The following is a 24860-nucleotide window of genomic DNA, read 5'->3' as shown; positions in this document are numbered from 1 at the left end:
CACGCGAATGAACACCCGGGTAGCAGTCGTCTGGAATCCGTCGAAGACCGAGCGAGAAGCGCTCGAGACCCCGTTGAACGAGGCACTCGCGGCGAGCGACACCGATTCGGCCGCCGACGTGCACTGGTTCGAGACGAGCGTCGAAGACCCCGGCCAAGGCGCCGCAGCACGGGCGCTCGAGACGTCGCCCGACGTGATCATCGTCGCAGGCGGCGACGGCACCGTGCGCGCCGTCGCCGAGCACCTCGCCGATGTCAAGGCCGAAGCCGACCTCGGCATCGTTCCGCTCGGCACCGGCAACCTGCTCGCACGCAACCTCGACGTGCCGGTCAACAACATGACGGCCGCCATCGAGCGCGCGCTCACCGGCACACCCAAGCCCCTCGACGTCGGCTGGGTCGAGGTCGACCTCGACGCCGGAACCGAGCGCCACGGCTTCGTGGTCATGATCGGCTTCGGCATCGACGCGCAGATGATCGCCGAGACGAACGACGAACTCAAGAGCAAAGCCGGATGGCTCGCCTACGTCGAATCGCTCGGCCGCGCTCTCGCCGCCAGCGACATCGTGCCGTTCCACCTCACCGTGGACGACGAGCCCGGCCGCGATGAGCAGGGCCACACCCTGTTGATCGCGAACTGCGGAACCCTGCAGGGCGGGTTCACGTTGCTGCCCGACGCCGACCCGTCGGACGGCGAGCTCGACTTCCTGCTGCTCAGCGCCGAAGGCCTGGGGCAGTGGATGGGCACGCTCAAGACGATGATCTGGGACAACGGACTCATGCGGCTGATCACGAAGAAGGACGACACGACGAGCTCGGAGTCGGTGTCGCACGGACGCGCGAAGAAGATCCGCGTCACCATGCCCGAACCGCGCGCCTTCGAGATCGACGGCGAAGAGATCGGCGAGACGCGGGCCTTCACGGTCTCACTGCAGCCGTCTGCCGTGACGGTGCGCTGACCCGCGAACGACGAAAGACCCCCGCTTGTCGAGACATTGACGAGCGGGGGTCCGGGTAATCGAGTGCGACGGTCTGCGGTGCCGTGCTTTCCGTCGCTGATGGAATAGTACGCGAGCGGGGTGTCCCCTCAAAGGAGGACACCCCGCTAATTTTCTTTACAGTCTGTCGACTGTTCTCGGCTTTCAGCCCGCGATGAGCGCCGTGATCTCGTCAGGGGTCAGCACGATGTCAGCCGCGAGGACGGAGTCCTGGATGCTGGCCGGTCGCGAGGCGCCGGGGATCGGGATAACGCTCGGCGAGAGCGCGAGCTCCCACGCGAGGGTGATCTGCTGTGGGCTCACGCCGCGGGCGTCGGCGACGCGCTGGAACGCCTCGTGCTGCCCGCCGAGCTCGCTCGCCTTCTTGATACCGCCGAGCGGCGACCACGGCAGGAACGCGATACCCAGCGACGCGCAGTGCTCGAGCTCGGAGAGGCTGGATCGGAACGCCGGCGAGAACTGGTTCTGCACCGAGACGAGTCGACCACCGAGCACGTCGTTGGCGAGGGTGATCTGGGCGACGTCGGCGTTCGAGATGCCGGCCATCTCGATGACACCCTCGTCGAGCAGGTCGCGGAGCGCGCCGACCGAATCGGCGTAATCGACCGCGGGGTCGGGCCGGTGGAACTGATAGAGACCGATCGCCTCGACACCCAGCCGTCGGGCCGAGGCCTTCGCGGCCTCTTTCAGGTACTCCGGTCGCCCGTTCAGCGTCCAGCTGCCGTCGCCGGGGCGGAGGTGCCCGCCCTTCGTGGCGACGAGCACGTCGGAGACATCGCCGGAGTAGGTGCGGAGCGCCTCGGCGATGAGCTCTTCGTTGTGGCCGACCTCGTCGGCGTCGCGGTGGTACGCGTCGGCGGAGTCGATGAGGGTCACGCCCGCCTCGAGGGCGGCGTGAATGGTCGCGACCGAACGCTCGCGCTCGGGCCGCCCTTCGATCGACATGGGCATGCCGCCGAGTCCGATGGCCGAAACGGCCCGGTCGCCGATCTTTCGCTGCTGCATTCGAGATCCTTCCGAAGTGGGGTCTTCCACGCTAGTTGGCTCTATCCCACCCTCGGGCCGTTTGCAATGCCGCGCCCCGCAGGTGGAGAAGAGACCACAGTGGAGCCATGAGACGCATCACCTACGCGGGCGAGACGATCATCACCAGCAACGAGGTCGCCGAGGCGTTGCTGAAGCTCACGGCAGCGATTGCCAACGACGGACGCGCCGAGGCGGTGACGATACCGATCGTCGTCGAGACGCAGGGTGACGACACGACCGCAGAGCTCGTGATCGGCGTCGGCAACGACGTGCTGTCGGCCCCCGCGCGCTGGGACGGCGAAGAGCTCGACTTCTCTGCGGCCGCCGCGGCGCTGCGCGCGAACCCGAGCTACCCTCGCGGTGCGTCGACCACGGCCGGACCCGCCACGATGGACGACCCCGACGCGAACTGGGACCCCGATCTCGAGGGTTTCGAGCGCGCCTGACGCATCACGAGTCACCCCAGCGCCCACGGGCTGGGAAGAGAGCACCGCGGTTTCGACCGTCACGTCGAGCGAAACCCCCGCGAAACAACGCGACACCGCGCCTGAAATGGGAGTCTGCGAAGTTGCTCTTACCCACTGGGGGCGCGCCGACGCGAACGCGCGCCGGCGCGTGCGTCTGCGACGCCCTCCTCACCCGAAGAAGGGCCATTCACGCATGTCTGACACCACTGGCAGACGACGGATGCTGCGCGCCCGCGCCATCGCGCTCGTCGTCACCACGCTCACCCTGGCGGGCGGATCCGCCCTCGCCGCACCCGCCGCTTCCGCCGTCGCCGTTCCCGACACGGCGATCACCCTCGAAGTCGCACCCGATGAGGTGACCGAGGGCGAGACCCTCGAGGTCACGGCGACCGCCACCGACGCCGCCGACCTCTACGCGTACGACCTGACCTTCTCATACGACCCCGCGCTGCTCGAGTTCGACGCCGAATCGGTCGTCGGACCCGAGGGCGGCTTCACCGCCACGTCGGTCGGCGACGGCCTCGTCGCCGTGACGCACACGCGCCTCGGCACCTCCCCCGGTCTCGACGGCACCGTCGAACTGGGGTCGTTCTCCTTCCTCGCGCTGGGCGGCGGAGACACCGTGATCGAACTGGTCTCGGCCGAGTTGGTCGACTCGAACGACGACACGGTGACGCTCACCGACGTCGACGAGGTTCCGGTCACGCTCATCGCGCTGCCCGACCCCACACAGTCCCCGTCCCCGACCCCGAGCGACAGCGTCACACCGACACCGTCGTCGACACCGACCGTCGCCGGCACCGACCCGACGACCCCCGATCAACCGCTCGCCGCCACCGGAGGCGACGCGACACCGTGGCTCATCGCCGGTGCCGCCGGCATCGTGCTGATCGCCGGAGGCGCGCTCCTCGCCATCCGTCGCCGTCAGGCGGTCTCCGAATGACCCGCGCGCGCACAACCTCGACCCCCACCTCCTCTTCGTTCAGCAAAGGCCAGCACGTGACAGCATCCACCCGGCGTCTTCTCGCCGTTGCGGCCGCTCTGGGAACGGTCGTGGCCGGCTCCCTCGCCGCCCCGGCCATGGCAGCGCCCGCGCCCGCTCCGGCGAGCGCGCCGTTCCTCGCGCCCTACTACACCGAACTCGACCAGACCGGCGATGCGCAGGTGACCGACGCCGACCTCGCGGTTCTCTCCGCCGCCATCGGGGCCACCGACGACGACCCGCAGTGGGGCGACGTGGAGAAATTCGACTTCGATGCCGACGGCAGCGTCACCGTGTCCGACCTCGCCGAGCTGTCGCAGCGAATCATCTACGACGACGGCCCGTTCCAGCTCGTCGAAGCCGATGTCGTCGAGATGCAGGCGGCGATGAACGCCGGTGTCACCACCTCGGTGAAGCTGACGCAGGCCTACATCGACCGCATCGCGGCCTACGACCGGGTCACCGTGCCGGGCGGCGCCCGACCGCTGAACTCCATCATCACCGTGGGCGAGAAGACGGCCCTCGAAGCCGCGGCTCAGGCCGACGCCGCCCGTGCCGAGACCGGAATGACGAGCATGCTGCTCGGTGTGCCGATCGCGGTGAAGGACAACTACAACACCGTCGACATGCCGACGACCGCGGGCTGCGGATGCTGGAACGAGAACCAGACCACGACCGACGCCACCATGGTGAAGGGTCTGCGCGCCGACGGCGCCGTCATCCTCGCCAAGGCGAGCATGGACGAGTTCGCCATCAACCTGTCGTCGCAGTGGTCTGCGTTCCAGGCACCGGGTACGGCACTGAACGTGGCGAGCCCGCTCGACACGTCGCGCACCTCCGGCGGCTCGAGCGGCGGTACGGGCGCGTCTATCTCGGCGAACCTCGCCGCGATCGGCTTCGGCACCGACACCGGCGGGTCGATCCGCGTTCCGTCGAACTACAACTCCCTCGTGGGCGTGCGCCCGACCGTCGGACTCGCCAGCCGCGCGGGCATCGTCCCGCTCGCGCTCTCGCAAGACACCGGTGGGCCGCTGGCGCGTTCGGTGACGGATGCTGCGGTCGCACTCGATGCGGTCGTGGGCGCGGATTCCGCCGACCCGATCACGGCCAGCCAGACCGGCAAGGTACCGGCGTCGTACACGTCGTACCTCGACGCGGACTCCCTCTCGGGCAAGAAGATCGGGTACGTCCCGGCGATGTTCGGCACCAACGCCAACACCCTCGCCCTGTGGGAGCAGACCAAGGCCACGCTGACGGCCGAAGGCGCCACCGTGGTGGAGGTCACCCCGCCCGAGGGATGGAGCGCGATCCTCGCCGAGGGCAGCGGAAGCGGCCCCGAGTTCAACCACGACCTGCAGCAGTACATCGACAGCTACCTCGACCCCGACGTGGCGACCCGGAGCCTGCTGCAGATCAGCCAGTCGCCGAACATCGTGCCGGGACGCGCCAGCAACCCGTACGGTCAGCGCGCCGCCGTCACCGAAGAGGCCTACCAGGCATGGGCCGGCCCCAGCGGTACGCACACCACGCAGCTGGCCAAGGGCAAGACTCTCGTGACGCAGATGATGGACGACCTGGGTCTCGACTCGATCGTCTACCCGGGCGGCGACGCGTACTCGACGATCGGTTTCAACATGCGACTCAGCCCGAACACGGGGCTGCCGGCCGTGACCGTGCCCATGGGCACCATCGCCGCCTACACCTCGCCCACGACGGGTCAGACGGCAGCGGCGGGCAACGTCAACCTCGAATGGCTCGGCCGCGACTTCGCCGAGGGTCCGCTGCTCGGCATGGCGTACGCCTTCGAGCAGGCGACCGGCGCCCGCACGACGCCTGCCCTGTACGGAGCGTTGAACTGACCGAAGAGTGACGGAGGGCCTCCCGCTGCGCGGCGGGGGGCCCTTCGCCGTCCCCGGCCGGTACGGCGGCTGCGCCCGCGACGACTAGCGTGAGCAGAACCCGATGAGAGGATGCCGCATGGCAGCCCACGAGACACCCCAGGCATGGTCCACCGTGGCCGACGCATCGTTCGTGCTCCTCGGCACGTACCGCAAGAGCGGCGAGATCGTGGCGACGCCCGTCTGGGTGGCCGCGGACGGCGACCAGCTCGTCGTGACCACCGAACGTTCCACGGGCAAAGTGAAGCGACTGCGCAACGACTCCCGGGTGACGCTGCAGCCCTGCTCGCGCATGGGCAAGGCCGAACCGGATTCGGTCGTCGTCGAGGGTCGCGCGCAGATCGCCGGGCCCGACAGCGGCCAGCCGTCGGCGGTGAAGGCGCTTCGGGGCAAGTACAAGCTCGAGTTCGTCCTCATCACCGGTTTCGAACGGTTCATGCGACGTGTGCAGCGCAAGCCCGGCGACCGCGTCATCGTCCGCATCTCGCCGGCTGCGTCCGCATCCGCCTGACGATCGTTCCCACGCCTCTCGCCTAGGGTCGGAGGCATGACCGCCCGCATCTCGTCCCTCGGCCGGAGCTTCATCGCGGTCGTCTTCGCCCTCACGGTCACCGCGGCGGTCGCGCTCACCGCGGCACCCGCCGCAGCGGACGTCGACGACTTCACCTTCGATTCGTTCCACGCCGACATGCTGCTCTCCCGAGGCGCCGACGGGCATGCCCAGCTCACCGTCACCGAGACCATCGTGGCGCGCTTCCCCGACGCCGACCAGAATCGCGGCATCGTGCGGGCGATCCCCGACGACGACAACGGAGTGCCCCTGCACACCGAGGTCACCTCGGTGACGTCGGGTGGCGGTGAAACCCTCCCCTACGAGCAGTCCGAGAACGACGGTTTCATCGAGATCGCCACCGGAGACGACTCCTACGTGCGGGGCGAGCAGACCTATGTCATCTCCTACACCCAGCGCGACAGCATCCGTGCCTTCGCCGACACCGATTCCGACGAGTTCTACCGCGACCTCAACGGCACCGGATGGGGCCAGCCGTTCGGAGAGGTCAGCGCTTACATCGTCATCGACGCCGAACTGACCGATGCGCTCACCGGCAATACCTCGTGCTACGTCGGCACCGAGGGGTCGGGCGACGCGTGCACCATCACCGAGCGCGACTCCGCACCGGGCGAACCCAGGGAGTTCTTCCCCGAGGCCTACGACCTCGACGCCGGCGAGAACGTGACCGTCGCGATCGGCTTCGAGAGCGGAACCTTCGCACCCGGCGAGGTCGAACGCAGCGCTGTGCAGAACTTCGCGCGAGACGCAGCCCCGGCGTTGCAGGTCGGGGCGATCGGGGCGCTGGTCGCGAGCATCGCCGCGGCCATCGCAGCTCTCGTCGCGCGCCGCCGCAGCCGTGACGCCCCCGGCCGCGGCATCATCGTGCCCGAGTACGACCCGCCCCGCGAGCTGTCGGTCGTGCAGGCCGCACACCTCGTCGGCCGCCCCGCGGCGGCGGCACCGGCCGCGATCATCGACCTGGCGGTCAACGGCAACGTGCAGATCATCTCGCACGACGACTCCTCCGATGTCAGCCTCGAATACCTCGCCCCGAGCCCCGACGACGCTGCCCGTCAGCGCACGATCGACGCGGTCTTCGGCCTTGCCCCCGAGCCGGGCAGGCGCCTCCGCCTCGCCGGCGACACGGCCGACGTCGCGTCGCGGTTCACGACCTTGTCGGCCTCGGCGAGAGGCGAGCTGCGTGCCGCCGGCTACTCGCAGAAACAGAAGCACGGACTCCCCGGTGGGGGGTTCGGCGTCGCCTTCGTCGCCTTCATGGTGGCCGTCGTGTCGGCGGTCTTCACCGCGATGGGCGGCGGTCCGGTGTGGATTCCCGTCGCCGCCGTGCTCGTGGGCATCGTCGCGGGCGTGGTCACCGTCGTGACCTGGCGCACCCAGGATCGGGTCACCGACCTCGGCGCCCCCCTCCGCGACCACCTGCTCGGGCTCCGCGATTACCTCCGACTGGCAGAGGCCGACCGCATCCGCATGCTGCAGAGCCCGGAGGGCGCCGAACGCAGCGGTCCCGACTCGGCGGCGGTGCTGCATCTCTATGAGCGCCTCCTGCCCTACGCCATCATCTGGGGCATCGAGAAGGAGTGGGCGCAGGTACTCGAGACGCAAGCTATGGCTGCGGATGCGTCGCCCGACTGGTACCGCGGAAACCAGGCGTTCTCGACGGCCCAGCTGTTGACCGTCATGGCCGCATCACGCGCGGCCGCCACCCCGCCCGCCGCCGACTGGTCGTCGAGCGGCGGCAGCAGCTTCTCGGGCGGCTCGATGGGCGGCGGTTTCTCGGGCGGCGGAGCCGGGGGCGGCGGAGGCGGCGGCAGATAGCATCCGCCCGACACACGGGGGTAACCCGAGCGCCCTAGGCTGCGCGCATGTCCACCCGAAGACGCTCTCGCCGGCACATTCGCACCCGCCCACCGCACCGCCAACCGATGTGGCTCATGGTCGGGGCGGTGATCATCGCACTCGGCACCATCGCGCTCGTCGCCGCGGCCATTCTGACCCGGTGAGCAGTCGACTTACGGGTACCCCGATGTCGTCACGAAGGGATCGATCGATACGGTGGAAGATATGGAGTTCCTCTCGTGATCGAAGCCCATTCCCTGACCAAGCGCTACGGCGCCAAGACCGCCGTCGACAATGTCGACTTCACCGTCCGTCCCGGTCTCGTGACCGGGTTCCTCGGCCCGAACGGTGCCGGTAAGTCGACCACCATGCGCATGATCGTCGGACTCGACCGCCCGTCGGCCGGGTCGGTGATCGTCAACGGCAAGCCGTACGCCGACCATCGCGCACCGCTCCACCAGGTCGGTGCGTTGCTCGATGCGAAAGCCGTGCACACCGGTCGCAGCGCCCGTAATCACCTTCTCGCCGTCGCAGCCACCCACCGCATCGGTAAGCAGCGCGTCGACGAGGTCATCGGCCTGACCGGGCTGGAGTCCGTGGCGCGCAAGCGCGTCGGCGGCTTCTCACTCGGCATGGGCCAGCGTCTCGGTCTCGCCGTCGCGCTCCTGGGAGACCCGGCAACCCTCATCCTCGACGAGCCGGTCAACGGTCTCGATCCCGAGGGCGTCGCGTGGGTCCGCCAATTCGTGCGGCACCTCGCCGGCGAAGGCCGCACCGTCTTCCTCTCGTCGCACCTGATGAGCGAGATGGCGCAGACCGCCGACCACATCATCGTCTTGGGTCGCGGCCGGATCGTCGCCGACGCCCCCGTCAGCGAGATCCTCTCGAACGCCGCGGGCGGTTCGGTCAAGGTGCGCACCCCGCAGATCGCGCACCTCGGCCCCCTGCTCGAGGCCGAGGGCGCCACCGTCACGGCGACCGCTCCCGACCTGCTCTCGGTCACCGATCTGGCCGCCCCACGCGTCGGCGAGATCGCTGCGGGCGCCGGAGTCGTGCTCTACGAACTCACTCCTCTCACGGGTTCGCTCGAAGACGCCTACATGGCGCTCACCCGAGACGAAGTGGAATACCACACCACCCAGATCCCCGCGGAGGCCACCCGATGAGCACCTCGACCACGACCGCCCCCGCGTTCACTCCCACCGGCCGCGACCTCGGCTTCGGCGGAATCATGTCGTCGGAGTGGATCAAGCTCCGCAGCATCCGCTCGACCTGGTGGTGCTTCGCGATCCTCCTCCTCCTCACCGTCGGATTCAGCGCCCTGCTGTCGTCGACGCTGAGCTTCGGGGATGGCCCTTCGCCCACCGGTGACGCCGCCCAGTCGTTGGCGGTGCAGGCCGTCACGATCAGCACCACCTTCGGCGCACTCGTGATCGGCGTGCTGGGCGTGCTCATCATCTCGGGCGAATACGGCACCGGCATGATCCGCTCCACGTTGACGGCCGTGCCCAGGCGCACCCCGGCTCTCATCGCGAAAGCACTGGTGTTCGCGCTGGCGACCTTCGTCGTGTCGGCCCTCTCGTTCGCGATCTCGGTGCCGATCTCGGTCGCGCTGCTGGCGGGCACGGGAATCGATGTCGACCTGGGCGACCCGAAGTACTGGCTCGCGCTGCTGGGCGGCGTGGTCTATCTCGTACTCGTCGGCCTCATCGCGTTCTCGATCGGCGCGATCATCCGCAACACCGCCGGAAGCGTCGCCGTGGCCCTCGGCCTCGTGCTCGCCGCGCCGATCGTGCTGAGCATCGTCAGTGCGCTCACCCAACTGGTGTGGCTGCAGAACGTCGAGAAGCTGCTGCCCTCGACCGCCGGTGGCACGCTGTCGTCGTACCCGATCGACGCCACCGGTGCGACACCTGCCGCCGACGGTCTGTGGACTTTCGAGCCCTGGCAGGGCTTGCTCGTGCTCGTCGTCTGGGTGGTCGTGCTGTTCACGACGGCCACGGTGCTGCTCAAACGCCGCGACGCCTGAGGTGATGCGGGTCGGGGCCGAGCGGCCTCGGCCCGCATCGAGGGCCCCGGGCTCGTGCGCGCCGACGACCGCTACGAACCGCTGCCGCGCTCGCGTTCGGCCGTGAGCCGCGCCTGGCGTTCTGCCTGGTCGCGGCGACCCGCGGCGACGCCGACGCCGACGGTGAGCGCGAGGAGCGCGAGCACGCACACCGCGAAAGCGATCACCTGGCCCGAGTCGTCCAACATGCCCGCACTCTAGCGGCCATCGAGCGCGACGCGCCAGGGCACCGAAGGCGAACCTGTGAGCATCTACAGGTGAACGCCATAGCGTACGAAGATGAACAATCCTTCAGAACGTTCAACCCCCCGCCCCACCCCTCCGGCCAGTACGCCGCGCTTCGACCCCGCCGTCGGAGCGCCCGCAACAGAACGCCGGGCAGCGACGCCGGCCCCCGCTCGCTCCAAGAAGCCGCGAACGATCGTCGGCCGCCAACCCTTCTAGGCGCTCAGGGCAGAGTGCGCGTCACCCTGCAGCATCCGCTCACAGCTCGCAACCCCCGCGCACGCCCGCACTCCCCCTCTTATCGTCGAAGAAGTCGATCGAGGGAGCACGCCATGGCACGTTTCGGGTACACGCTGATGACCGAGCAGAGCGGACCGCGAGAGCTCGTGCGGTACGCCGCGGCCGCCGAGGGCGCGGGCTTCGACTTTCTCGTCTCGAGCGACCACTATTCGCCGTGGCTCACGAGCCAGGGGCACGCGCCCTACGCCTGGACGGTGCTGGGCGCCGTGGCGAACGCCACCTCCACGGTGGAGCTCATGACCTACGTGACCTGCCCCACCCTGCGCTATCACCCCGCCGTGGTGGCTCAGAAGGCCGCGACACTGCAGATCCTGTCGGACAACCGCTTCACCCTCGGCCTCGGCTCCGGCGAGAACCTGAACGAGCACGTCGTCGGTGAGGGCTGGCCGTCGGTGCAGCCTCGCCAAGAGATGCTCGTCGAGGCGATCGAGATCATCCGCGCCCTCCACACGGGTGACCTCGTCACGTACGACGGCGAGTACTTCCGCGTCGACTCGGCTCGCATCTGGGACGCCCCCGACGACGGCGTGCCGATCGGCGTCGCAGTATCGGGCGCCAAGTCGATCGAGCAGTTCGCTCCCCTCGGCGACCACCTCATCACCACCGAACCCGACGGCGACCTCGTTTCGGCGTGGGATGCTGCGCGGTCGGGCGAGTCGGTGCCGAGCAGCGGAGAGTCGCGCAAGATCGGGCAGATCCCGATCAGCTGGGACCCCGACAAGGGAGCAGCCATCGCGCGGGCCCACGATCAGTTCCGTTGGTTCGCCGGAGGCTGGGCCGTGAACGCAGATCTGCCGACGCCCGCCGGATTCGAGGGAGCGAGCCAGTTCGTGCGACCCGAAGACGTGGCCGAGGCGATCGCCTGCGGCCCCGACCTCGATGCCCTCGCCGAAAGTGCGCGCCCGTTCGTCGAGGCGGGCTTCACCGACATCGCGATCGTGCAGGTCGGAGACGAGAAGCAGGAGCAGTTCGTCGCCGAGATCGCCGAGCCGTTGCTCGAGCGGCTGCGCGCGCTCTGATCGCGGGGTCGCGGGACCTCAGGCGGGTTCGGTGACGTGCGCCCTGAGGTCGGGGTGCACCGCGACGACGAGCGATGGCGTTCGTTCGACGCCGTTGACCGCGACCGTGTAAGTGCCGGAGGCGAGACCTTCGAAGACGACGCGTCCGGCGTCGTCGGTGAGGCCGTCGCGTTCCACCCGCGAAGATCCGGTATTGCGGAGGATCACGTCGGCCTCGACGGCGAGACCGCCGTCGTCGTCGCGCAGAACGAGTTCGGCGGCGCCCGCGGCGGGGGCAGCGATCACCGGGATGCCGACCGGCGATCGGCTCTCGACCTCGACACGGGTCTCGGCGACCGCGTACGGGTGCCAGTCATGGCCCGATCGGCGGTAGACGAGCAGCTCGTAGCCTCCCGCGGGGGCCCGCAGCGCGAACTCACCCGCTGCGTCGAGTTCGGCCACCAGCGTGTCGCCGTCGAACGGGTCGACCGGGGTGGGTTCGTCGAGGAGGGCGACGGCGTAGGTGCCCGGGATCCCCGCGAGCACGCCGGTCACGCGTCCGGCGGCACACAGAGCGGAGTCCACGGCGAGGGTCTCGGTTCCGACGTCGACGATGACCCGGGCGGCACCGTCGCCGCGGCGGGCGTTCGGGTACCAGGCGTCGACGTACCCGTAGGGCGCACCGGGCATCGCCGCCTCGGAAGGGCGGAAGAGAACCGCGTAGCGGCCCGCGGGAACGCCGGTGATGGCGTACGCGCCGTTCGACTGCGCGGTGGCGCTGTAGGCCTGGCCCGTCGATTCGTCGATCGCGACGACGTCACCCGCGACGGGCTCGCCCGTCTCGGACGCGAGCCTTCCGAGGATGCGACCGGTGCCCGGCTCCGCGGCCGTGGCCACCGCCACACCGGTGGGGCTGAAGAACGAGCCGGCGACCACCGCCGAAACGAGCAGCGCGGCGGCTTTCCGCAACGAGCGGGGCTGACGGGCGCCGTCTCTCTGGTGCACTTCGCCGCTCCTGCCGGGGGTGGGTCCGCGGCCGTGATCGACCGCAGTCGCCGCACCGTAGCAGGCCCGTATGGACCGCCGGTGACTAGTCGGTGTCGCTTCGGCGCGAGATCTCTCCGGCGGCGATGGCTTCGGCGTACTTGCGGAGGTCGGGTCCGGGCTCGTAATCGATGAAACGGTCTTTGAGCCGAGCGTTCAGTTCGGCGAACGCGTCGTCGGCCGAGATGTCGGGGTGCTCCGAGGCCACGCCGACGACGGCCTCGCGCAGAACGCGGTCGGCATCGTCGAGGATCTTGGCGCGGGCGGGTTCGTTCCAGGTGATGTCGCTGGTTTCCATGCCGCGATCGTACGTCGACCGACTTTCCCGGGCGACGGGGGTTGCGCACCCCGAGGATTGTCGACGGCGATGGGTCGCCGCGCCATCCGTTCGGGGCCGGGCTCCGAATAGCCATCGGACGCTACGTGTCCGAGGGATAGACCGTCTTGACCCCCGCACCCGGCCCGGTGCGGGGGTCGAGGCTTATCCGCACCGAGCACCACCGCGGATGCCGTAGTCTGGAAGGACAAGGGGAGTATTCCCATCGCGGCGGCGCCGTCAGTACGGACTCGAAGACGTGTCCCGGCCCGCTGGTCCCGATTCTCGGGATGGAAGAGACCTTGACGTCCTAGCAACGTCCTCTCACCCCTGGAGCACTCCTGTGGAGATCACACCTCTCATCTGGCTCATCACGATCGCGGTCACCATCGCGTTCTTCGCGTTCGAGTTCTTCGCCCACGTGCGCACGCCGCACGAACCATCGATCGGCGAATCCGCCCGCTGGTCGGTCTTCTACATCGGGCTCGCCCTGCTGTTCGGTGTCGGTATCGGCATCTTCTCGGGCTGGAACTTCGGCGGAGAGTACTTCGCCGGCTACCTCACCGAGAAGGCGCTCTCGGTCGACAACATCTTCGTCTTCCTCCTCGTGATGACGGGCTTCGCGGTGCCGAAGAAGTACCAGCAGAAGGTGCTCCTGATCGGCATCGCGATCGCGCTGATCATGCGCGGCATCTTCATCGCGCTCGGCGCCGCGCTGATCGAGAACTACTCGTGGGTCTTCTACATCTTCGGCGCCCTGCTGCTGGTACTCGCCTACCGTCAGGCGTTCACCCACGGTGAGTCGGATCCGGCGAACGGCCGCTTCATGAAGCTCGTCCGCCGCGTCCTCCCCGTGCACAACGAGTTCCACGAAGACAAGCTCACCGTGAAGATCAACGGCAAGCGGTTCATCACCCCGATGTTCCTGACGATCATCGCGATCGGTTTCATCGACCTCGTGTTCGCGTTCGACTCGATTCCCGCGATCTACGGACTCACCAACGAGGCCTACATCGTCTTCACGGCCAACGCCTTCGCGCTCATGGGGCTTCGTCAGCTGTACTTCCTCGTCGGCGGCCTCCTCGAGCGCCTCGTCTACCTCGCTCAGGGCCTCGCGGTCATCCTCGCGTTCATCGGTGTGAAGCTCGTCTTTCACGCCATGCACGTCAACGAGCTGCCCTTCATCAACAACGGCGAGCCGATCCTGTGGGCGCCCGAGATCCCGATCTCGTTCTCGCTCGTATTCATCGGCGCCACCATCACCATCGCGACGGTCGCGAGCCTCGCGAAAACCCGCCATGACGACCGCAAGAACGACCGCGCGCAGGTCGACGGCCGCCCGGTCGTGCACGCGGAAGACGAGACCTCGGCCAGCTAGCACCACGCAGCATCCGCCCGTCGTCCCGGTCGTGAACCCGCGCGACGACGAGGGTCTAGGTCACGAGCGCCGAATCGGGCGGCGGATGCTGCGGTCCTCCGCTCGGAGGAGGGTATACGGCGGGCGGAGGACCCCCGCAGCCGGAACGCTCCTCCCCTCGCGGTATACCCTCCGCTCAACGGAGGGCATACGCGATAAGGCGGGCGGATGCGGCGCGCCGCCGCACACGCACGCCAAAGGGGGCGGATGCCGGGGTCTCCCGCATCCGCCCCCTTCGCGTCGGGCTACGAGGTCGCGTTCTCCTCGCGGCGACGACGGATGGCGAACAGCGCGATTCCCGCGATCAGCGCCAGGGCTGCAGCACCGGCGAGACTGAACACGACCGGCGACATACCGGTCGCGGCCAAGTCGTCGGGCGACGAGTCGGTCACGTCACCCACCACGGGTGGGGTCGACGGGGTCGCTGTCGGGGTAGGCGTCGGCGCAGGGACGACCTCGACGGTGACGCTGTCGGTCGCTCCGTTCACGGCCGCCGTGATCACGTGGGGGCTCGCGTGCACGAACGTCACCGCGGAGCCGGCGAATACATCGGTGTCGACCGAGCTGCTGAGGGCAGCCAGGTCGGTCACGTCGCCGAGCTCTTCGCCCTCGGCGTCGAACCCGGTCACGGCGACCGTGACGGTGTCGCCCTGGTCGACCGTCGTCTCGCTGACCGTCAGCTCGATCGACGCGACGCGCTGCTCGAGCGTGACCCACTTCGCGTAGGCGACCGTATCGGCCGTCAGGGGTGCGGTGAAGTCGAACACGGTCGTGTACGCGGCATCCGCGAACCATCCATCGAAGAACAGCTCGTCATCCGTCGGTTCCGCGGGCACCGCGGGGGCGCTTCCGTACTCGACCGACTGCGGGGCGATCGGTTCGCCCTCGCCTGCCAGGTCGAACGACAGCTCCACGGGAGCCGGCGCACCGAGTCCGCCCGAGGCTGCCGCCGCGTCGAGGCCGCCGACGACGGGCAGCGAGATCGTGCTCGTCGTCGCGTCGACCGTCGCCACAGCGGTGGTCGACGAGGCGGTGTAGTTCGGCAGGTTCGTCGTCATGACGACACCGATGCGGCTGCCCTTCTTGAAGACGTAGTCGACGGGCTCCATCTCGTAGTCGAACGAGTACTCCTGGCCGGCAACGACCGGAGTCGCCTGACCCTCGGCGATGCCCTCGCGGTTCGACGTGTCCAGCACCCCGCGCGAGACGCGCCAGAAGTCCGCGGTCTCGACGACGCGCTCGACCTCGAGGAAGCATCCCGTGTCGACCGGAGTCGACGCGCCCCAGCAGGTACGGGTGGTCAGGTTGGTGTCGCCGTCACTCGACCGCGTGGTGCGGGCGTCGGTGCTGTAGTCGACGAGGTACGCGCCGATGTTGGCCTGCGCCTCGTTCAGCGAGGCGTCGAGCTGAATCCCGGGCGTACCCGAGACCCGCAGATCGGCCGCAAGCGGGTCGGAGAGCATGACGAGGCGTCCCGCCTGGTCGGTCGTCGGGCCGCTGACCACGGTCGTCTCGCTGATGCGGGTGGATCCCTCGGGAAGCGTCGGAGCGCTGAACTGCAGGGTGGATGCTGTCGGGTCGGCCTGCAGGGCGAGGTCACCCGAGAGGCTCACTTCGACCGGTTCAGCGCCGGGTGCAGGCCAGGAGGCCTCATCGACGTACTCGGACGGCCCGAACTCGACCGTCGACTGGGGCTCGTCCATGATGCCGTTGGGCACGTCGTAGAGCCAGTAGTCGAACCACTGGTGCAGCGTGTCGACCCATTCCGCTCGGCGGAAGTCGAAGGGATCGATGTGCCCCATGCGAGCGAGCCAGACCTTTCGCGGCACCTCGTTCTCGGCGAGCCCCGCCCACCAGTCGTCGAACTGGCTCATGCGCACGTTGTCGTCGTTCAGACCGTGCACGGCCAAGACCGACGCCTCCACCTTGTCGACGTTCGGCAGGTAGTTGCGTTCGTCCCAGAACGGGTTCATGTCACCGGTCTCGTCGCCGTCGACCAGACTCATCGCGTCGCGCGTGGGCTTGCAGAGATCACGGCGCTCCGGGTTGGTGACCGTATTCGACAGGCTCGCCGGGTAGTCGGTGTTGTGCCGGATGCCGTTGGTACGCGAGTAGCGGTACCAGTCGCTGATCGCCGCGATCGGCACGATCGTGGTGAGGCCGTCGACCCCGGTGGCGGCGACGCCGTTGGAGAGAGTGCCGTCGTACGACTTGCCGATCATGCCGGCCTTGCCGTTGTGCCAGTCGGCGGTCGCGATCGCGCTCTGGTCCGCGGCCACGGCGGCGGTCACCGAGTCGTAGGCCGGCAGACGCCCCTGCAGCCAGTCGATGACGACCTTCATGCTCTCGATGTCGCCCGCCCCGCCCTGGGCGGGGCATCCGGTCGAGAATCCGGTGCCGTCCATCTGCGCGTGGATCACCGCGTAGCCGCGGGGCACGAAGTAGTTGTCGAGGAACAGGGGTGAAAGGTCGGTCGCGCCGTTCCCGTCGGTGTCGGTGAGCAACTGCGCCTCGTTACCGCGCCCCACGGTCGTGTAGTACGGGCTGGGGTCGATGATCGCGGGCACATCCAGCGTGCCCTCACTCTCGGCGGGGCGGATGATGTCGATGGCCGTCACGTCGGTGACACCGTCGAGATCCTGGTCGACGCCGGCGACGGGAATGAACACGCGTTCGCGCACCGCCCCGGGGTAGTCGAACACCGGCTGCGTGCGTCCGTCGACGACGGGGATCGTCGGGTCGGGTGCGGCCGAGGCAGCGGTGGGAACGGTCAGCCCCGCCGCGAGGGCGAGGACGGCGGACGTGGCGAGCAGAGCGCGTCGCCGCGACCTGCGAGGTGGGCGCTCCGTCATGGAACGCGCAGAAGAGGGATTCATAGCTTATGAATAGCCGGTGCACAGGCCCTCGACAGCTCGGGTGAGACCGCCGCTCTGCTTCTTCACGAGAACGTCATCACGGGCCGAAAGGGTAACGCGCTCGTAACGTCACCCTTGCGGAGCATGTACTCGGCGGAAATATGCCTTCGCGAGGATGCGCACTCACGAATCGACCGGCATCAGCCGAGCGACGCCTTCGCCTCGATGACACGGCGGGCCGCCGCATCCACCTTCGCCGCGAAATCGTCGTCGGTGTGCGCGCGCGAGAGAACCGCCGCGTACATCTCGGGGAACACGGTCGGATCGGCCGACACGAGCACCAGATCGACACCGGCGTCGATCGACATGGTCGCCCGATCCGCGGGCGCCCACCCGCGCACCTGCGCGGCCGCCGACAGATCGTCGGTCGTCACCACCCCCGTGAAGCCGAGTTGCTCGCGCAGAACACCCGTGACGACGGCGGACGAGAAGGCCGCCGGCGCGCTCGCGTCGATCTTCGAATAGATGGCGGTCGACATCATCACGACGGCGGGCCCGTCGGCCAGCAGCGAGCGGTAGACGGCGACATCCGGCGAGTCGGCGCCCACCTGATCGTCGACGACTCCCGCTCTCGTGTCGGTGTTCTGGGTCGCCCGACCGAGCCCCGGGAAGTGCTTCAGAGTGGGCATGACACCCGAGGCGCGCATACCCGAGCCGAACGCCCCGGCTTTCGCCGCAACCGTCGCCTCGTCGAAGCCGTACTCGCGGTTCAGCGCCCCGATGGGCGGGTTCTGCGCGGCCGCCTCCGGGCTCGTCACGATGTCGGCAACGGGCGCGAGATTCATGTTGACCCCGGCGGCGGCGAGCTGCGCGCCCCATCGCGTCGCGTTCTCTCGCAGCGTCGCCGTGTCGGACTTCGCCTGCGTGAGGGCGGTGGGGATGCTGTCGAATCCCGCGCCGGAGAGCACCTGCACGTCGCCACCCTCCTGGTCGGTCGCGACCCACAGCGGTGGGTCGCCCTCGACGTGCACGTCGTGGAATGCCCGCACGAACTCCGCCGCAGGGGCGACGCCCGCAGACGATCGTCCGTGCAAGAAGATTCCGCCCGCATGCTGCAGGGCGACGGCGTCGAGGGTGATGGGATCAGGACCCCCCACCGACGTGCCGACCATGAACAGCTGTCCGACACGCTGCTCCAGCGTCAGGCCTGCGAGAACATCGCCGGGCGTCGAGGTGGGCTCAGGCGCGGGGTCGGCCTCGGGCTCGCTCGTGGGCGAAGCCGCGTCGCTCGCCGGCGACGTCGCCGGCGCAGACGGCTCGGCCGCACAGCCGACCAATGCGAGCAGAACGGTCAAGGCAAGGGCCGCGGTTCGAGTGGTCTTCGTCACTCCCCCATCGTGGCCGCCGATGCCCCGCAACGGGTACGGGTTGCGCCTGGGCGGTTAGGCTTCGAGCGATGCGACGCACCGATATGACGCCCCGTCCCGCTTGGCGCGAGCGCTGCGACGAAGTGGGCTTCAGTTTCTACGACCTCGCGTCGGAGGGCGGACGCCCCTACTGGAACGAATCCGCCGCGTACGTCTTCACCGCGGCCGAGATCGACCTGATCGAGTCCGCCACCCAGGAGCTGTTCGACCGGTGCATGGACGCCGTCGAGTTCGTCGTGCGGCAGGGCCGGTTCGACGAGTTCGGAATCCCGCCGGCACTGCACGAACTCGTACGGGCATCGTGGGACGACGACGACCCGACGGTCTACGGACGCTTCGACCTCGCGTACGACGGCGGCGACAGCGGGCCGGGCACCGTCACTCTGCTCGAGTTCAACGCCGACACCCCCACATCGCTCGTCGAGACCGCGGCCGCCCAGTGGCAATGGCTCGACGATCTGCGGAGCGCGGGAACATTGCCGCCCGGGGCCGATCAGTTCAACTCGCTGCACGAGCGCCTGATGGAGCAGTGGGACCACCTGCGCCGTGCCAGGTGGGGCCTCGCACCCGGCGCGCGGCTGCATCTCGCTTCTCTGCACGACTCGGGCGACGGTGAGCTGATCGTCGAAGACTTCGACACCGTCGCCTACATGGCCGAAACCGCGAAGGCCGCGGGCTTCGACCCCAAGCTCATCTTCATGGAAGACCTCCGGTGGAGCGTCGAGCGACACCTCTTCATCGACGGCGACGACGAGCCCGTGAAGCACATCTTCAAGCTCTACCCGTGGGAGTGGATGATCGCCGAGCAGTTCGGCAACTTCCTCCCCTTCAGCCGCGAGACCACGCAGTGGGTCGAGCCAGCGTGGAAGCTGCTGCTCAGCAATAAGCAGCTTCTCGTCGTGCTGTGGGAGCTGTTCCCCGAGCACCCGAATCTGCTCCCCGCCTACACCGGCGCCGGTCCGCTCCTCGGCCGCCCCTACGTGTCGAAACCGCGCCTCGGTCGCGAGGGTGCGAACGTGACCGTGTACAACGGCGACGGCATGGTCGTCGCCTCCCAACCGGGGAGCTACGGCGAAGAGGGACTGATCTTCCAGAGACGCGCCCGCTTCGCGCCCATCGCGGGGAAAACCGCGGTCATCGGCAGCTGGATCGTCGGCGAGACCCCCGCGGGCATCGATCTGCGCGAGACGAGCGGACCGATCACCGGCGACCTCGCCGAGTTCGTTCCGCACTACATCGAGCCCCCCATCGAGGAGAAGTCGTGAGATCCGCCGCGTCACGTCGCATCGCCCTGTCGGGCATCGCCGCCGCCCACCGCCCGGCGTCGGTCGGGCGCGCGGGCCTCGCCCGCGGCGCCGCCGTCATGTCGATCGCGGGCGCCGTGCTCGCGATGTCGGGGTGCGCACCGACCGAAGAGGGCATCGTGCTCGACGGAGCGGACGGCCAGAAGTACGTGCTCCCGGCCGATGCCGAGCGGCCGGGATACGACTCGAAAGAGGCCTGCATCGCCGACGTGACCGCCCAGATCGCCGAGCTCGAGCGCCAGGGCACCCCTATCGAAGACAACCCCGAAGATCTCTGCGAACAGTCTTCTGCCTACCCCGGCGCTGGATACTCGCACGCCTGGATCGGCCCGATCATCTTCGCGGGTTCGCGCTGGACGTCGCCCAATGTCGCGGGATGGTCGACGGTGGGCTCGGGCGGGTTCGCCGCTCCCGGCTCGCGGCTGCAGGCCGATGTCGTCTCTCCCGCCCCCGCGGGTGCCAACACCGGTGATCGCACCGCGCTCAAGAGCGGCTTCGGCACCACCGGCAAGTCGGGTTTCGGGTCATCGGTCGGCGGATGATGAGAACCGGGCGCACGTTGCCCCTGCGACTGACGGCGATCGTGGTCTCGGTTCTCGCGCTGACCGCGTGCGCGCCCGCGAGCCCGTCGTCATCGGGGTCGATCACCCTGCCCCAGCCCGGTGGCGTACCCGACTACCAGCTGGGCGTGGCCTACCCGCCCGCCGCCGATGTGCGGATCGTCGGACGGGATCGGTCCGCCGAACCCGCCGAAGGGCTCTACTCGATCTGCTACGTCAACGGGTTCCAGACGCAGCCGGACGAACGCGGCCTGTGGCCCGACGAAGTGCTGTTGCAGACCGCAGAGGGCGAGCCGTTCATCGACCCGGACTGGCCCGACGAGGTCATCCTCGACACCAGCGCGCCAGACAAACGGGCGGCGATCGTCGAGATCGTCGGTCCGTGGGTGGAGGGGTGCGCAGCATCCGGATTCGACGCCGTCGAGTTCGACAACCTCGACACGTTCACCCGCACCGACGGGGCGCTGACCGTCGACGACAACCTCGCGCTGGCGACGGCGCTCGTCGAGGTGGCGCACCGTGCGGGGCTCGCTGTCGGCCAGAAGAACGCCGCCGAGTTCGCCGACCGGCTCCGCTCAGACGCGGGCTTCGACTTCGCCGTCACCGAGGAGTGCGCGGCGTTCGAGGAATGCCCCTCATACACCGAGGTCTACGGGGCCGCGGTCATCGACATCGAATACACCGACGCCCTGCCGCGACCATTCGACGAGATGTGCAGAGACCCCGACTCACCCGCGTCGATGGTGCTGCGCGATCGCCTGCTCGGCGAACCGGGTGACGACGATTACGCGTTCGAGGTCTGCTGAGACCGGATGCTGTCGGCCGGCGTCAGACGGCGGTGCGGCGCGTCGACCACCAGGCCCATGCGACCAGAACCGGCTGGAAGAACAGGCGGACGAACCGACGGCGGTCGGTGTCGAGACCGAACGCCGAACGCCCCTTTCGCCACTGATCCAGGTTGCCGGGGAAGACGGCCACGAAGAACGCCGCGAGCAGTGCGCCGATGCGGCCCCGTTCGCGGGGAAGCGCGACCAGCGCGATGCCGAACGCGACCTCGACGACCCCCGACGCGACCACGACGGCATCCCGGTCGAGCGGCATGCCCTCCACGAGCGCGTCGGGCACCTGCGCCTGGAAGTCCTTCCGCGCCCAGAACAAGTGACTCAGTCCTGCGAAGACCATGGCTGTGGCGAGTACCCATCGGGCGACTGTTCTCATGTTTTCGAGGGTAGTTGTCAAGGCCTAGGGGCGCGACCGGGGGCTCGGGGGACGATGGAGTCCTACCCTGCAGAGGAAGGCAACTCATGGCACAGATCATCGAGACCATCGACGTGGACGTCCCCGTTCGTACCGCCTACAACCAGTGGACCCAGTTCGAGGAATTCCCGCACTTCCTCAGCTTCGTGGAGTCGATCGTGCAGGTCGACGACACGACCCAGCACTGGAAGGTGAAGATCGGCGGCCAGGAGCGCGAGTTCGACGCCAAGATCACCGAGCAGCACGCCGACGAGCGTGTCGCGTGGAACAGCATCGCGGGCGAAGAGAACCACGCCGGCGTGGTGACCTTCCACAAGCTGAGCGACACCGAGACCCGCGTCACCGTGCAGATCGACTGGGAGCCGACCGGACTCCTCGAGAAGGCCGGCGCCCTCGTGGGCGTCGACAACCTCGCCGTGAAGAAAGACCTCGGCAACTTCAAGAAGTTCATCGAGTCGCGCGGTGCCGAGACCGGCGCGTGGCGCGGCGACGTCGAGAACTGACGACACGCCTCGAATGCGGCGGCCGGAGCGATCCGGTCGCCGCATTCGTGCTGTCAGGGAACGAGTGCGGCTGCGGTCAGGCGCGGAAATCCGCCGTCCCCAGCACGCGCTCGGGGCGGAGTTCGAGCACGACACGCTCGGGGTTCGGTCGGGGCTGCCGGTACCGCGCGGCGTAGAGCTCGACCGCGTGGGCGACGGCATCCGGTGCATCGAGCACGCGAGCGGTGCCCTCGAAGCTGATCCATCGCACACCGTCGACCGAGCAGACGGACGCGCGACCCCGACGCTCGACGTTCAGGAACTTCTGCGACCCGCGGGACCCGATGACCCGCACCACGTCGTCTTCCCACGTGAATCCGACCGGTACAGCGTGGATCCGGTCGTTCCGCCCCAGCGTCGAAAGCGTGGCGAGGTGGTACTCGGCGAGAAAGGCTCGGGCAGCGTCGGTGATCATCCCCCCAGCGTGCCAGAGCGCAGGTCGTTTATCAGCCTAGTAATCGAACAGCCTAAGTAGACTGTGCGGGTCCGAAATCGCGCCCCTGATCCGCAGGGAAAGGAATGACCCGGTGACCGTCGCCGACACCGCCACCTACGACGCCGCTCGCGCCGTCGAACTGCTGAGACTGTCCGAAGCCCGCCTGTCGCGCCGGCGGCAGACCGACTGCGGTCCCAGCGAGAACGCCCGCGCCGCCATGCGCTACATCCTCGAGCGCGCGGATGTCGGCGAGGGCGTGACGCCCAGCGAGATCGCCTCGCACCTCGGAGTCTCGGGCGCCTCGGTCACCGGCATGCTCGATCGACTGCATGCCGGGGGCATGATCGCGTTCGAGGCTCACCCGCGTGATCGTCGCAGCAAGCTCGTCGTACCCTTCGACCGCTCGACCGACGCCGACGACATCGACCCGGTCACGGCCAGCATCCGTGCGTTCGCCACCGAGCTCTCGCCCGAGGCGGCCCAGCAGGTCGCCGTGTTCCTCGAACGCGTGCGCGAGGTCGTCGACGCCGAGTGCGCCTGACCGGTCAGCCGACGTCGGGATCGAGCGCGCCGTCGGCGTCGGGCTCGGTCGTCATCGCCAGCCCGTTGGGGCCGCCGGCCTCCAGCATGAGCTGGTCGACCCACCGCCGGTTGAGCACGGGCTGTCGGCTCCCGTAGAAGTGGAAGACCATCGGGATCGACGGGTGAACCCAGAAGGAGCGCGTGCCGCTTCCGTCGCCGGCAGAGAACTGGAACATGAATGACTCGTTGCGCCGCAACTTGTTCATGAAGACGATGCGCAAATGCGACAACGCGCGGTCTTCGATATCGAAGGAATGACCCTGCGCGTTGTAAATCAGTTTGCCCACGGTAAAAGCCTAGTGCGCAGACCCGGCTGAACTAGTCGGCCCGGCTGCGACTAACTACCTCCGCGCGTACGACCGACCGTCGCGAGCCCGGAATCCCGACCCGCGGAGCCGATTCCGCGAATTCGCTCGGAGTTCATGCGGGTGCATCGAGTTCTGTCCCCCGAACGGAGGACAGGCTCGTAGACTGAAGGCGACGGCCCGGCACCGGTCGTCAGCCCTCGCCGGCGTGTGACTTTGTCCACCCGACGGGGGCTTTCCTTTTTCGCGCCCCGACCGTCGCTCGCCGGTCGGATCATCCCGAGTAGAGTCCACAAGATGGTGAGAAAGACGTCGCGTCCGACGACGAAGCGTCGACGGACAAAGAAGATCCTGGTGATCGGTGTGATCGCGCTGGGCACCGTCGGACTCCTCGCCCTCATCGCCTTCGTCGGCATCAACGCCCAGACCTTCTTCCAGACCCTGTCTGCTCGCCCTCCCGCCGTCGACACGAAGATCGTGGCCCCGAACGAGTCGAAGGCTGCGCTCTCGGCCGCGGATCCGACCGGCCTCTCTGCCGACGAGGCCGCCGCAGTGACGTACCTCGCCGAACAGCCGACCGCCTACTGGATCACCCCCGAGCTCGACCCCGTCGACAAGGTCTGGGACCGCATCGCCGACCTCGCTGTCGAGGCACGGGAACAGGATGCTGCGCTCGCCGTGGTCATCTACGGCCTGCCGGGCCGCGACTGCGGCAATTTCTCCGCGGGCGGTCTGGATCCCGATGCGTACGTCGAGTGGACCGACCTCATCGGGCAGGCGCTGCGCAATGCGCAGGACGTGCAGAAGATCGTGATCCTCGAGCCCGACAGCCTCGCCCTCGCCCCGGAATGCGGAAACGTCGCCGAACGTGTCGAGCAGCTCTCCGGCGCCGTCGATCGGCTCGCCGGCATCGACACCTGGATCTACCTCGACGGCGGACACTCCGACTGGGTGCCCGCTGCGCAGATGGCCGATCTGCTCACCCAGGTCGGCGTGCTCGACCGCGTACGCGGGTTCGCGACGAACGTCTCGAACTACCAGACCACCTCCGACGAGTTCGCCTACGCCCACGAGGTCGCCGATCTGCTCGGCGGCGACGTGCACGCCATCGTCGACACTTCTCGCAACGGTGCCGGGCCCGCGGGGAGCGACTGGTGCAACCCGCCCGGCCGCCTCGTCGGCGACCCCGGGGGCACCTACGGCGACGGCGTCGTCGACACCAACCTCTGGATCAAGCCGCCCGGCGAGAGCGACGGCACGTGCAACGGCGGCCCCGCCGCCGGCGTGTGGTGGCCCGACGGCGCCGTGGAACTGACCCGTGAGGCACGCTGAGGCCGCGCGGGACGTCGGCGCCCGCAACGTGCAAGAGTGGAAAGATCACGCACGACCGAGCGGTGCCAACGGTCTGCACACCTGTCGGTGCGCAGCATCCGCTCTCATATAT

The 24860-nt window shown here is 68.7% G+C and carries 26 protein-coding genes; 17 read left to right on the top strand and 9 right to left on the bottom strand.

Translation table 11 applies throughout. The annotated features are described in order from the left end of the window. Nucleotides 1-7: 7 nt before the first annotated feature. Nucleotides 8-958: a diacylglycerol/lipid kinase family protein gene (locus ACFXQA_RS14085; RefSeq protein ID WP_394520506.1), complete on the top strand. Its 951-nt coding sequence runs from the start codon at nucleotides 8-10 to the stop codon at nucleotides 956-958. Between the two features lie 183 nt (nucleotides 959-1141). Here ACFXQA_RS14085 and ACFXQA_RS14080 read toward each other — a convergent pair whose 3' ends face one another. Then, a complete protein-coding gene (locus tag ACFXQA_RS14080) occupies nucleotides 1142-2002 on the bottom strand; it encodes an aldo/keto reductase (protein WP_394520505.1) in 861 nt (286 codons plus the stop codon). 107 nt (nucleotides 2003-2109) lie between these two features. Between ACFXQA_RS14080 and ACFXQA_RS14075 the strand changes: the two genes are divergently transcribed. The 8 genes from ACFXQA_RS14075 (at nucleotide 2110) to ACFXQA_RS14040 (ending at nucleotide 9809) form a co-directional block, all read left to right on the top strand. Then, the gene (locus ACFXQA_RS14075; protein WP_394520504.1) at nucleotides 2110-2469 is read left to right on the top strand and encodes a hypothetical protein; all 360 of its coding nucleotides are present in this window, start codon (nucleotides 2110-2112) and stop codon (nucleotides 2467-2469) included. 214 nt (nucleotides 2470-2683) lie between these two features. After that, nucleotides 2684-3433: a cohesin domain-containing protein gene (locus ACFXQA_RS14070; RefSeq protein ID WP_394520503.1), complete on the top strand. Its 750-nt coding sequence runs from the start codon at nucleotides 2684-2686 to the stop codon at nucleotides 3431-3433. 56 nt (nucleotides 3434-3489) lie between these two features. After that, nucleotides 3490-5331, top strand: coding sequence for an amidase family protein (locus ACFXQA_RS14065; RefSeq protein WP_394520502.1), 1842 nt, complete (start codon nucleotides 3490-3492; stop codon nucleotides 5329-5331). Nucleotides 5332-5449: 118 nt separating this feature from the next. Then, nucleotides 5450-5881, top strand: coding sequence for a PPOX class F420-dependent oxidoreductase (locus ACFXQA_RS14060; RefSeq protein WP_394520501.1), 432 nt, complete (start codon nucleotides 5450-5452; stop codon nucleotides 5879-5881). Between the two features lie 36 nt (nucleotides 5882-5917). Next, a complete protein-coding gene (locus ACFXQA_RS14055) occupies nucleotides 5918-7759 on the top strand; it encodes a DUF2207 family protein (protein ID WP_394520500.1) in 1842 nt (613 codons plus the stop codon). Nucleotides 7760-7806: 47 nt separating this feature from the next. Then, nucleotides 7807-7944 (top strand): hypothetical protein, encoded by a 138-nt coding sequence (locus ACFXQA_RS14050; RefSeq protein ID WP_394520499.1) that lies wholly within the window; start codon nucleotides 7807-7809, stop codon nucleotides 7942-7944. Between the two features lie 75 nt (nucleotides 7945-8019). Then, nucleotides 8020-8946, top strand: coding sequence for an ABC transporter ATP-binding protein (locus tag ACFXQA_RS14045; RefSeq protein ID WP_394520498.1), 927 nt, complete (start codon nucleotides 8020-8022; stop codon nucleotides 8944-8946). Next, nucleotides 8943-9809 (top strand): ABC transporter permease subunit, encoded by an 867-nt coding sequence (locus tag ACFXQA_RS14040; RefSeq protein ID WP_394520497.1) that lies wholly within the window; start codon nucleotides 8943-8945, stop codon nucleotides 9807-9809. Before ACFXQA_RS14045 ends, ACFXQA_RS14040 begins: the two co-directional genes overlap by 4 nt. Nucleotides 9810-9880: 71 nt before the next feature. On the opposite strand, the gene ACFXQA_RS14035 is transcribed toward ACFXQA_RS14040, so the two are convergent. After that, on the bottom strand, nucleotides 9881-10036 hold the full coding sequence (locus ACFXQA_RS14035) for a hypothetical protein (RefSeq protein ID WP_394520496.1): 156 nt from the start codon (nucleotides 10034-10036) through the stop codon (nucleotides 9881-9883). Between the two features lie 369 nt (nucleotides 10037-10405). Here ACFXQA_RS14035 and ACFXQA_RS14030 point away from each other — a divergent pair, with 369 nt between their 5' ends. Next, complete coding sequence (locus ACFXQA_RS14030) at nucleotides 10406-11392, top strand: TIGR03557 family F420-dependent LLM class oxidoreductase (RefSeq protein WP_394520495.1); 987 nt, start codon at nucleotides 10406-10408, stop codon at nucleotides 11390-11392. Nucleotides 11393-11410: 18 nt separating this feature from the next. On the opposite strand, the gene ACFXQA_RS14025 is transcribed toward ACFXQA_RS14030, so the two are convergent. Continuing rightward, on the bottom strand, nucleotides 11411-12376 hold the full coding sequence (locus tag ACFXQA_RS14025; protein WP_394520494.1) for a carboxypeptidase regulatory-like domain-containing protein: 966 nt from the start codon (nucleotides 12374-12376) through the stop codon (nucleotides 11411-11413). Between the two features lie 85 nt (nucleotides 12377-12461). Beyond that, the gene (locus tag ACFXQA_RS14020; RefSeq protein ID WP_394520493.1) at nucleotides 12462-12713 is read right to left on the bottom strand and encodes a hypothetical protein; all 252 of its coding nucleotides are present in this window, start codon (nucleotides 12711-12713) and stop codon (nucleotides 12462-12464) included. A 361-nt stretch (nucleotides 12714-13074) separates the two neighbouring features. Here ACFXQA_RS14020 and ACFXQA_RS14015 point away from each other — a divergent pair, with 361 nt between their 5' ends. Next, the gene (locus ACFXQA_RS14015; protein ID WP_394520492.1) at nucleotides 13075-14109 is read left to right on the top strand and encodes a TerC family protein; all 1035 of its coding nucleotides are present in this window, start codon (nucleotides 13075-13077) and stop codon (nucleotides 14107-14109) included. 284 nt (nucleotides 14110-14393) lie between these two features. Here the strand turns inward: ACFXQA_RS14015 and ACFXQA_RS14010 are convergent, their stop codons facing one another. Both ACFXQA_RS14010 and ACFXQA_RS14005 read right to left on the bottom strand, forming a co-directional pair. Continuing rightward, nucleotides 14394-17000, bottom strand: a complete 2607-nt coding sequence (locus tag ACFXQA_RS14010; RefSeq protein ID WP_394520491.1) for a CocE/NonD family hydrolase — start codon at nucleotides 16998-17000, stop codon at nucleotides 14394-14396. A 203-nt stretch (nucleotides 17001-17203) separates the two neighbouring features. Further along, complete coding sequence (locus ACFXQA_RS14005) at nucleotides 17204-18391, bottom strand: glycoside hydrolase family 3 N-terminal domain-containing protein (protein ID WP_394520490.1); 1188 nt, start codon at nucleotides 18389-18391, stop codon at nucleotides 17204-17206. 68 nt (nucleotides 18392-18459) lie between these two features. On the opposite strand from ACFXQA_RS14005, the gene ACFXQA_RS14000 reads away from it, so the two are divergent. Genes ACFXQA_RS14000 through ACFXQA_RS13990 form a run of 3 tightly spaced genes read left to right on the top strand, consistent with a single transcriptional unit; the run spans nucleotide 18460 to nucleotide 21100 of the window. After that, nucleotides 18460-19695, top strand: a complete 1236-nt coding sequence (locus ACFXQA_RS14000; protein WP_394520489.1) for a glutathionylspermidine synthase family protein — start codon at nucleotides 18460-18462, stop codon at nucleotides 19693-19695. Further along, complete coding sequence (locus ACFXQA_RS13995; protein ID WP_394520488.1) at nucleotides 19692-20276, top strand: hypothetical protein; 585 nt, start codon at nucleotides 19692-19694, stop codon at nucleotides 20274-20276. Before ACFXQA_RS14000 ends, ACFXQA_RS13995 begins: the two co-directional genes overlap by 4 nt. After that, nucleotides 20273-21100, top strand: coding sequence for an endo alpha-1,4 polygalactosaminidase (locus tag ACFXQA_RS13990; RefSeq protein ID WP_394520487.1), 828 nt, complete (start codon nucleotides 20273-20275; stop codon nucleotides 21098-21100). The genes ACFXQA_RS13995 and ACFXQA_RS13990 overlap by 4 nt, the downstream gene beginning before the upstream one ends. A 22-nt stretch (nucleotides 21101-21122) precedes the next feature. Here ACFXQA_RS13990 and ACFXQA_RS13985 read toward each other — a convergent pair whose 3' ends face one another. Then, entirely contained in the window at nucleotides 21123-21512 is a 390-nt protein-coding gene (locus tag ACFXQA_RS13985) for a DoxX family protein (protein ID WP_394520486.1), read from the bottom strand. An 86-nt stretch (nucleotides 21513-21598) separates the two neighbouring features. Here ACFXQA_RS13985 and ACFXQA_RS13980 point away from each other — a divergent pair, with 86 nt between their 5' ends. Next, a complete protein-coding gene (locus ACFXQA_RS13980; RefSeq protein WP_394520485.1) occupies nucleotides 21599-22054 on the top strand; it encodes an SRPBCC family protein in 456 nt (151 codons plus the stop codon). A 76-nt stretch (nucleotides 22055-22130) separates the two neighbouring features. Here the strand turns inward: ACFXQA_RS13980 and ACFXQA_RS13975 are convergent, their stop codons facing one another. Continuing rightward, entirely contained in the window at nucleotides 22131-22508 is a 378-nt protein-coding gene (locus tag ACFXQA_RS13975) for a PPOX class F420-dependent oxidoreductase (protein ID WP_394520484.1), read from the bottom strand. A gap of 112 nt (nucleotides 22509-22620) precedes the next feature. Between ACFXQA_RS13975 and ACFXQA_RS13970 the strand changes: the two genes are divergently transcribed. Next, entirely contained in the window at nucleotides 22621-23070 is a 450-nt protein-coding gene (locus tag ACFXQA_RS13970; RefSeq protein ID WP_394520483.1) for a MarR family transcriptional regulator, read from the top strand. A gap of 4 nt (nucleotides 23071-23074) precedes the next feature. Here ACFXQA_RS13970 and ACFXQA_RS13965 read toward each other — a convergent pair whose 3' ends face one another. Next, nucleotides 23075-23398, bottom strand: coding sequence for a DUF7882 family protein (locus ACFXQA_RS13965; RefSeq protein WP_394520482.1), 324 nt, complete (start codon nucleotides 23396-23398; stop codon nucleotides 23075-23077). 315 nt (nucleotides 23399-23713) lie between these two features. Between ACFXQA_RS13965 and ACFXQA_RS13960 the strand changes: the two genes are divergently transcribed. After that, entirely contained in the window at nucleotides 23714-24748 is a 1035-nt protein-coding gene (locus tag ACFXQA_RS13960) for a glycoside hydrolase family 6 protein (RefSeq protein WP_394520481.1), read from the top strand. Nucleotides 24749-24860 lie beyond the last annotated feature (112 nt).

Origin of the sequence: Microbacterium shimangi, assembly GCF_043556445.1 — a bacterium.
In the GTDB taxonomy this organism is placed as follows: domain Bacteria; phylum Actinomycetota; class Actinomycetes; order Actinomycetales; family Microbacteriaceae; genus Microbacterium.
The sequence above is the reverse complement of the archived record's forward strand: the minus strand, read 5'-3'. Positions and strand labels throughout refer to the sequence as shown.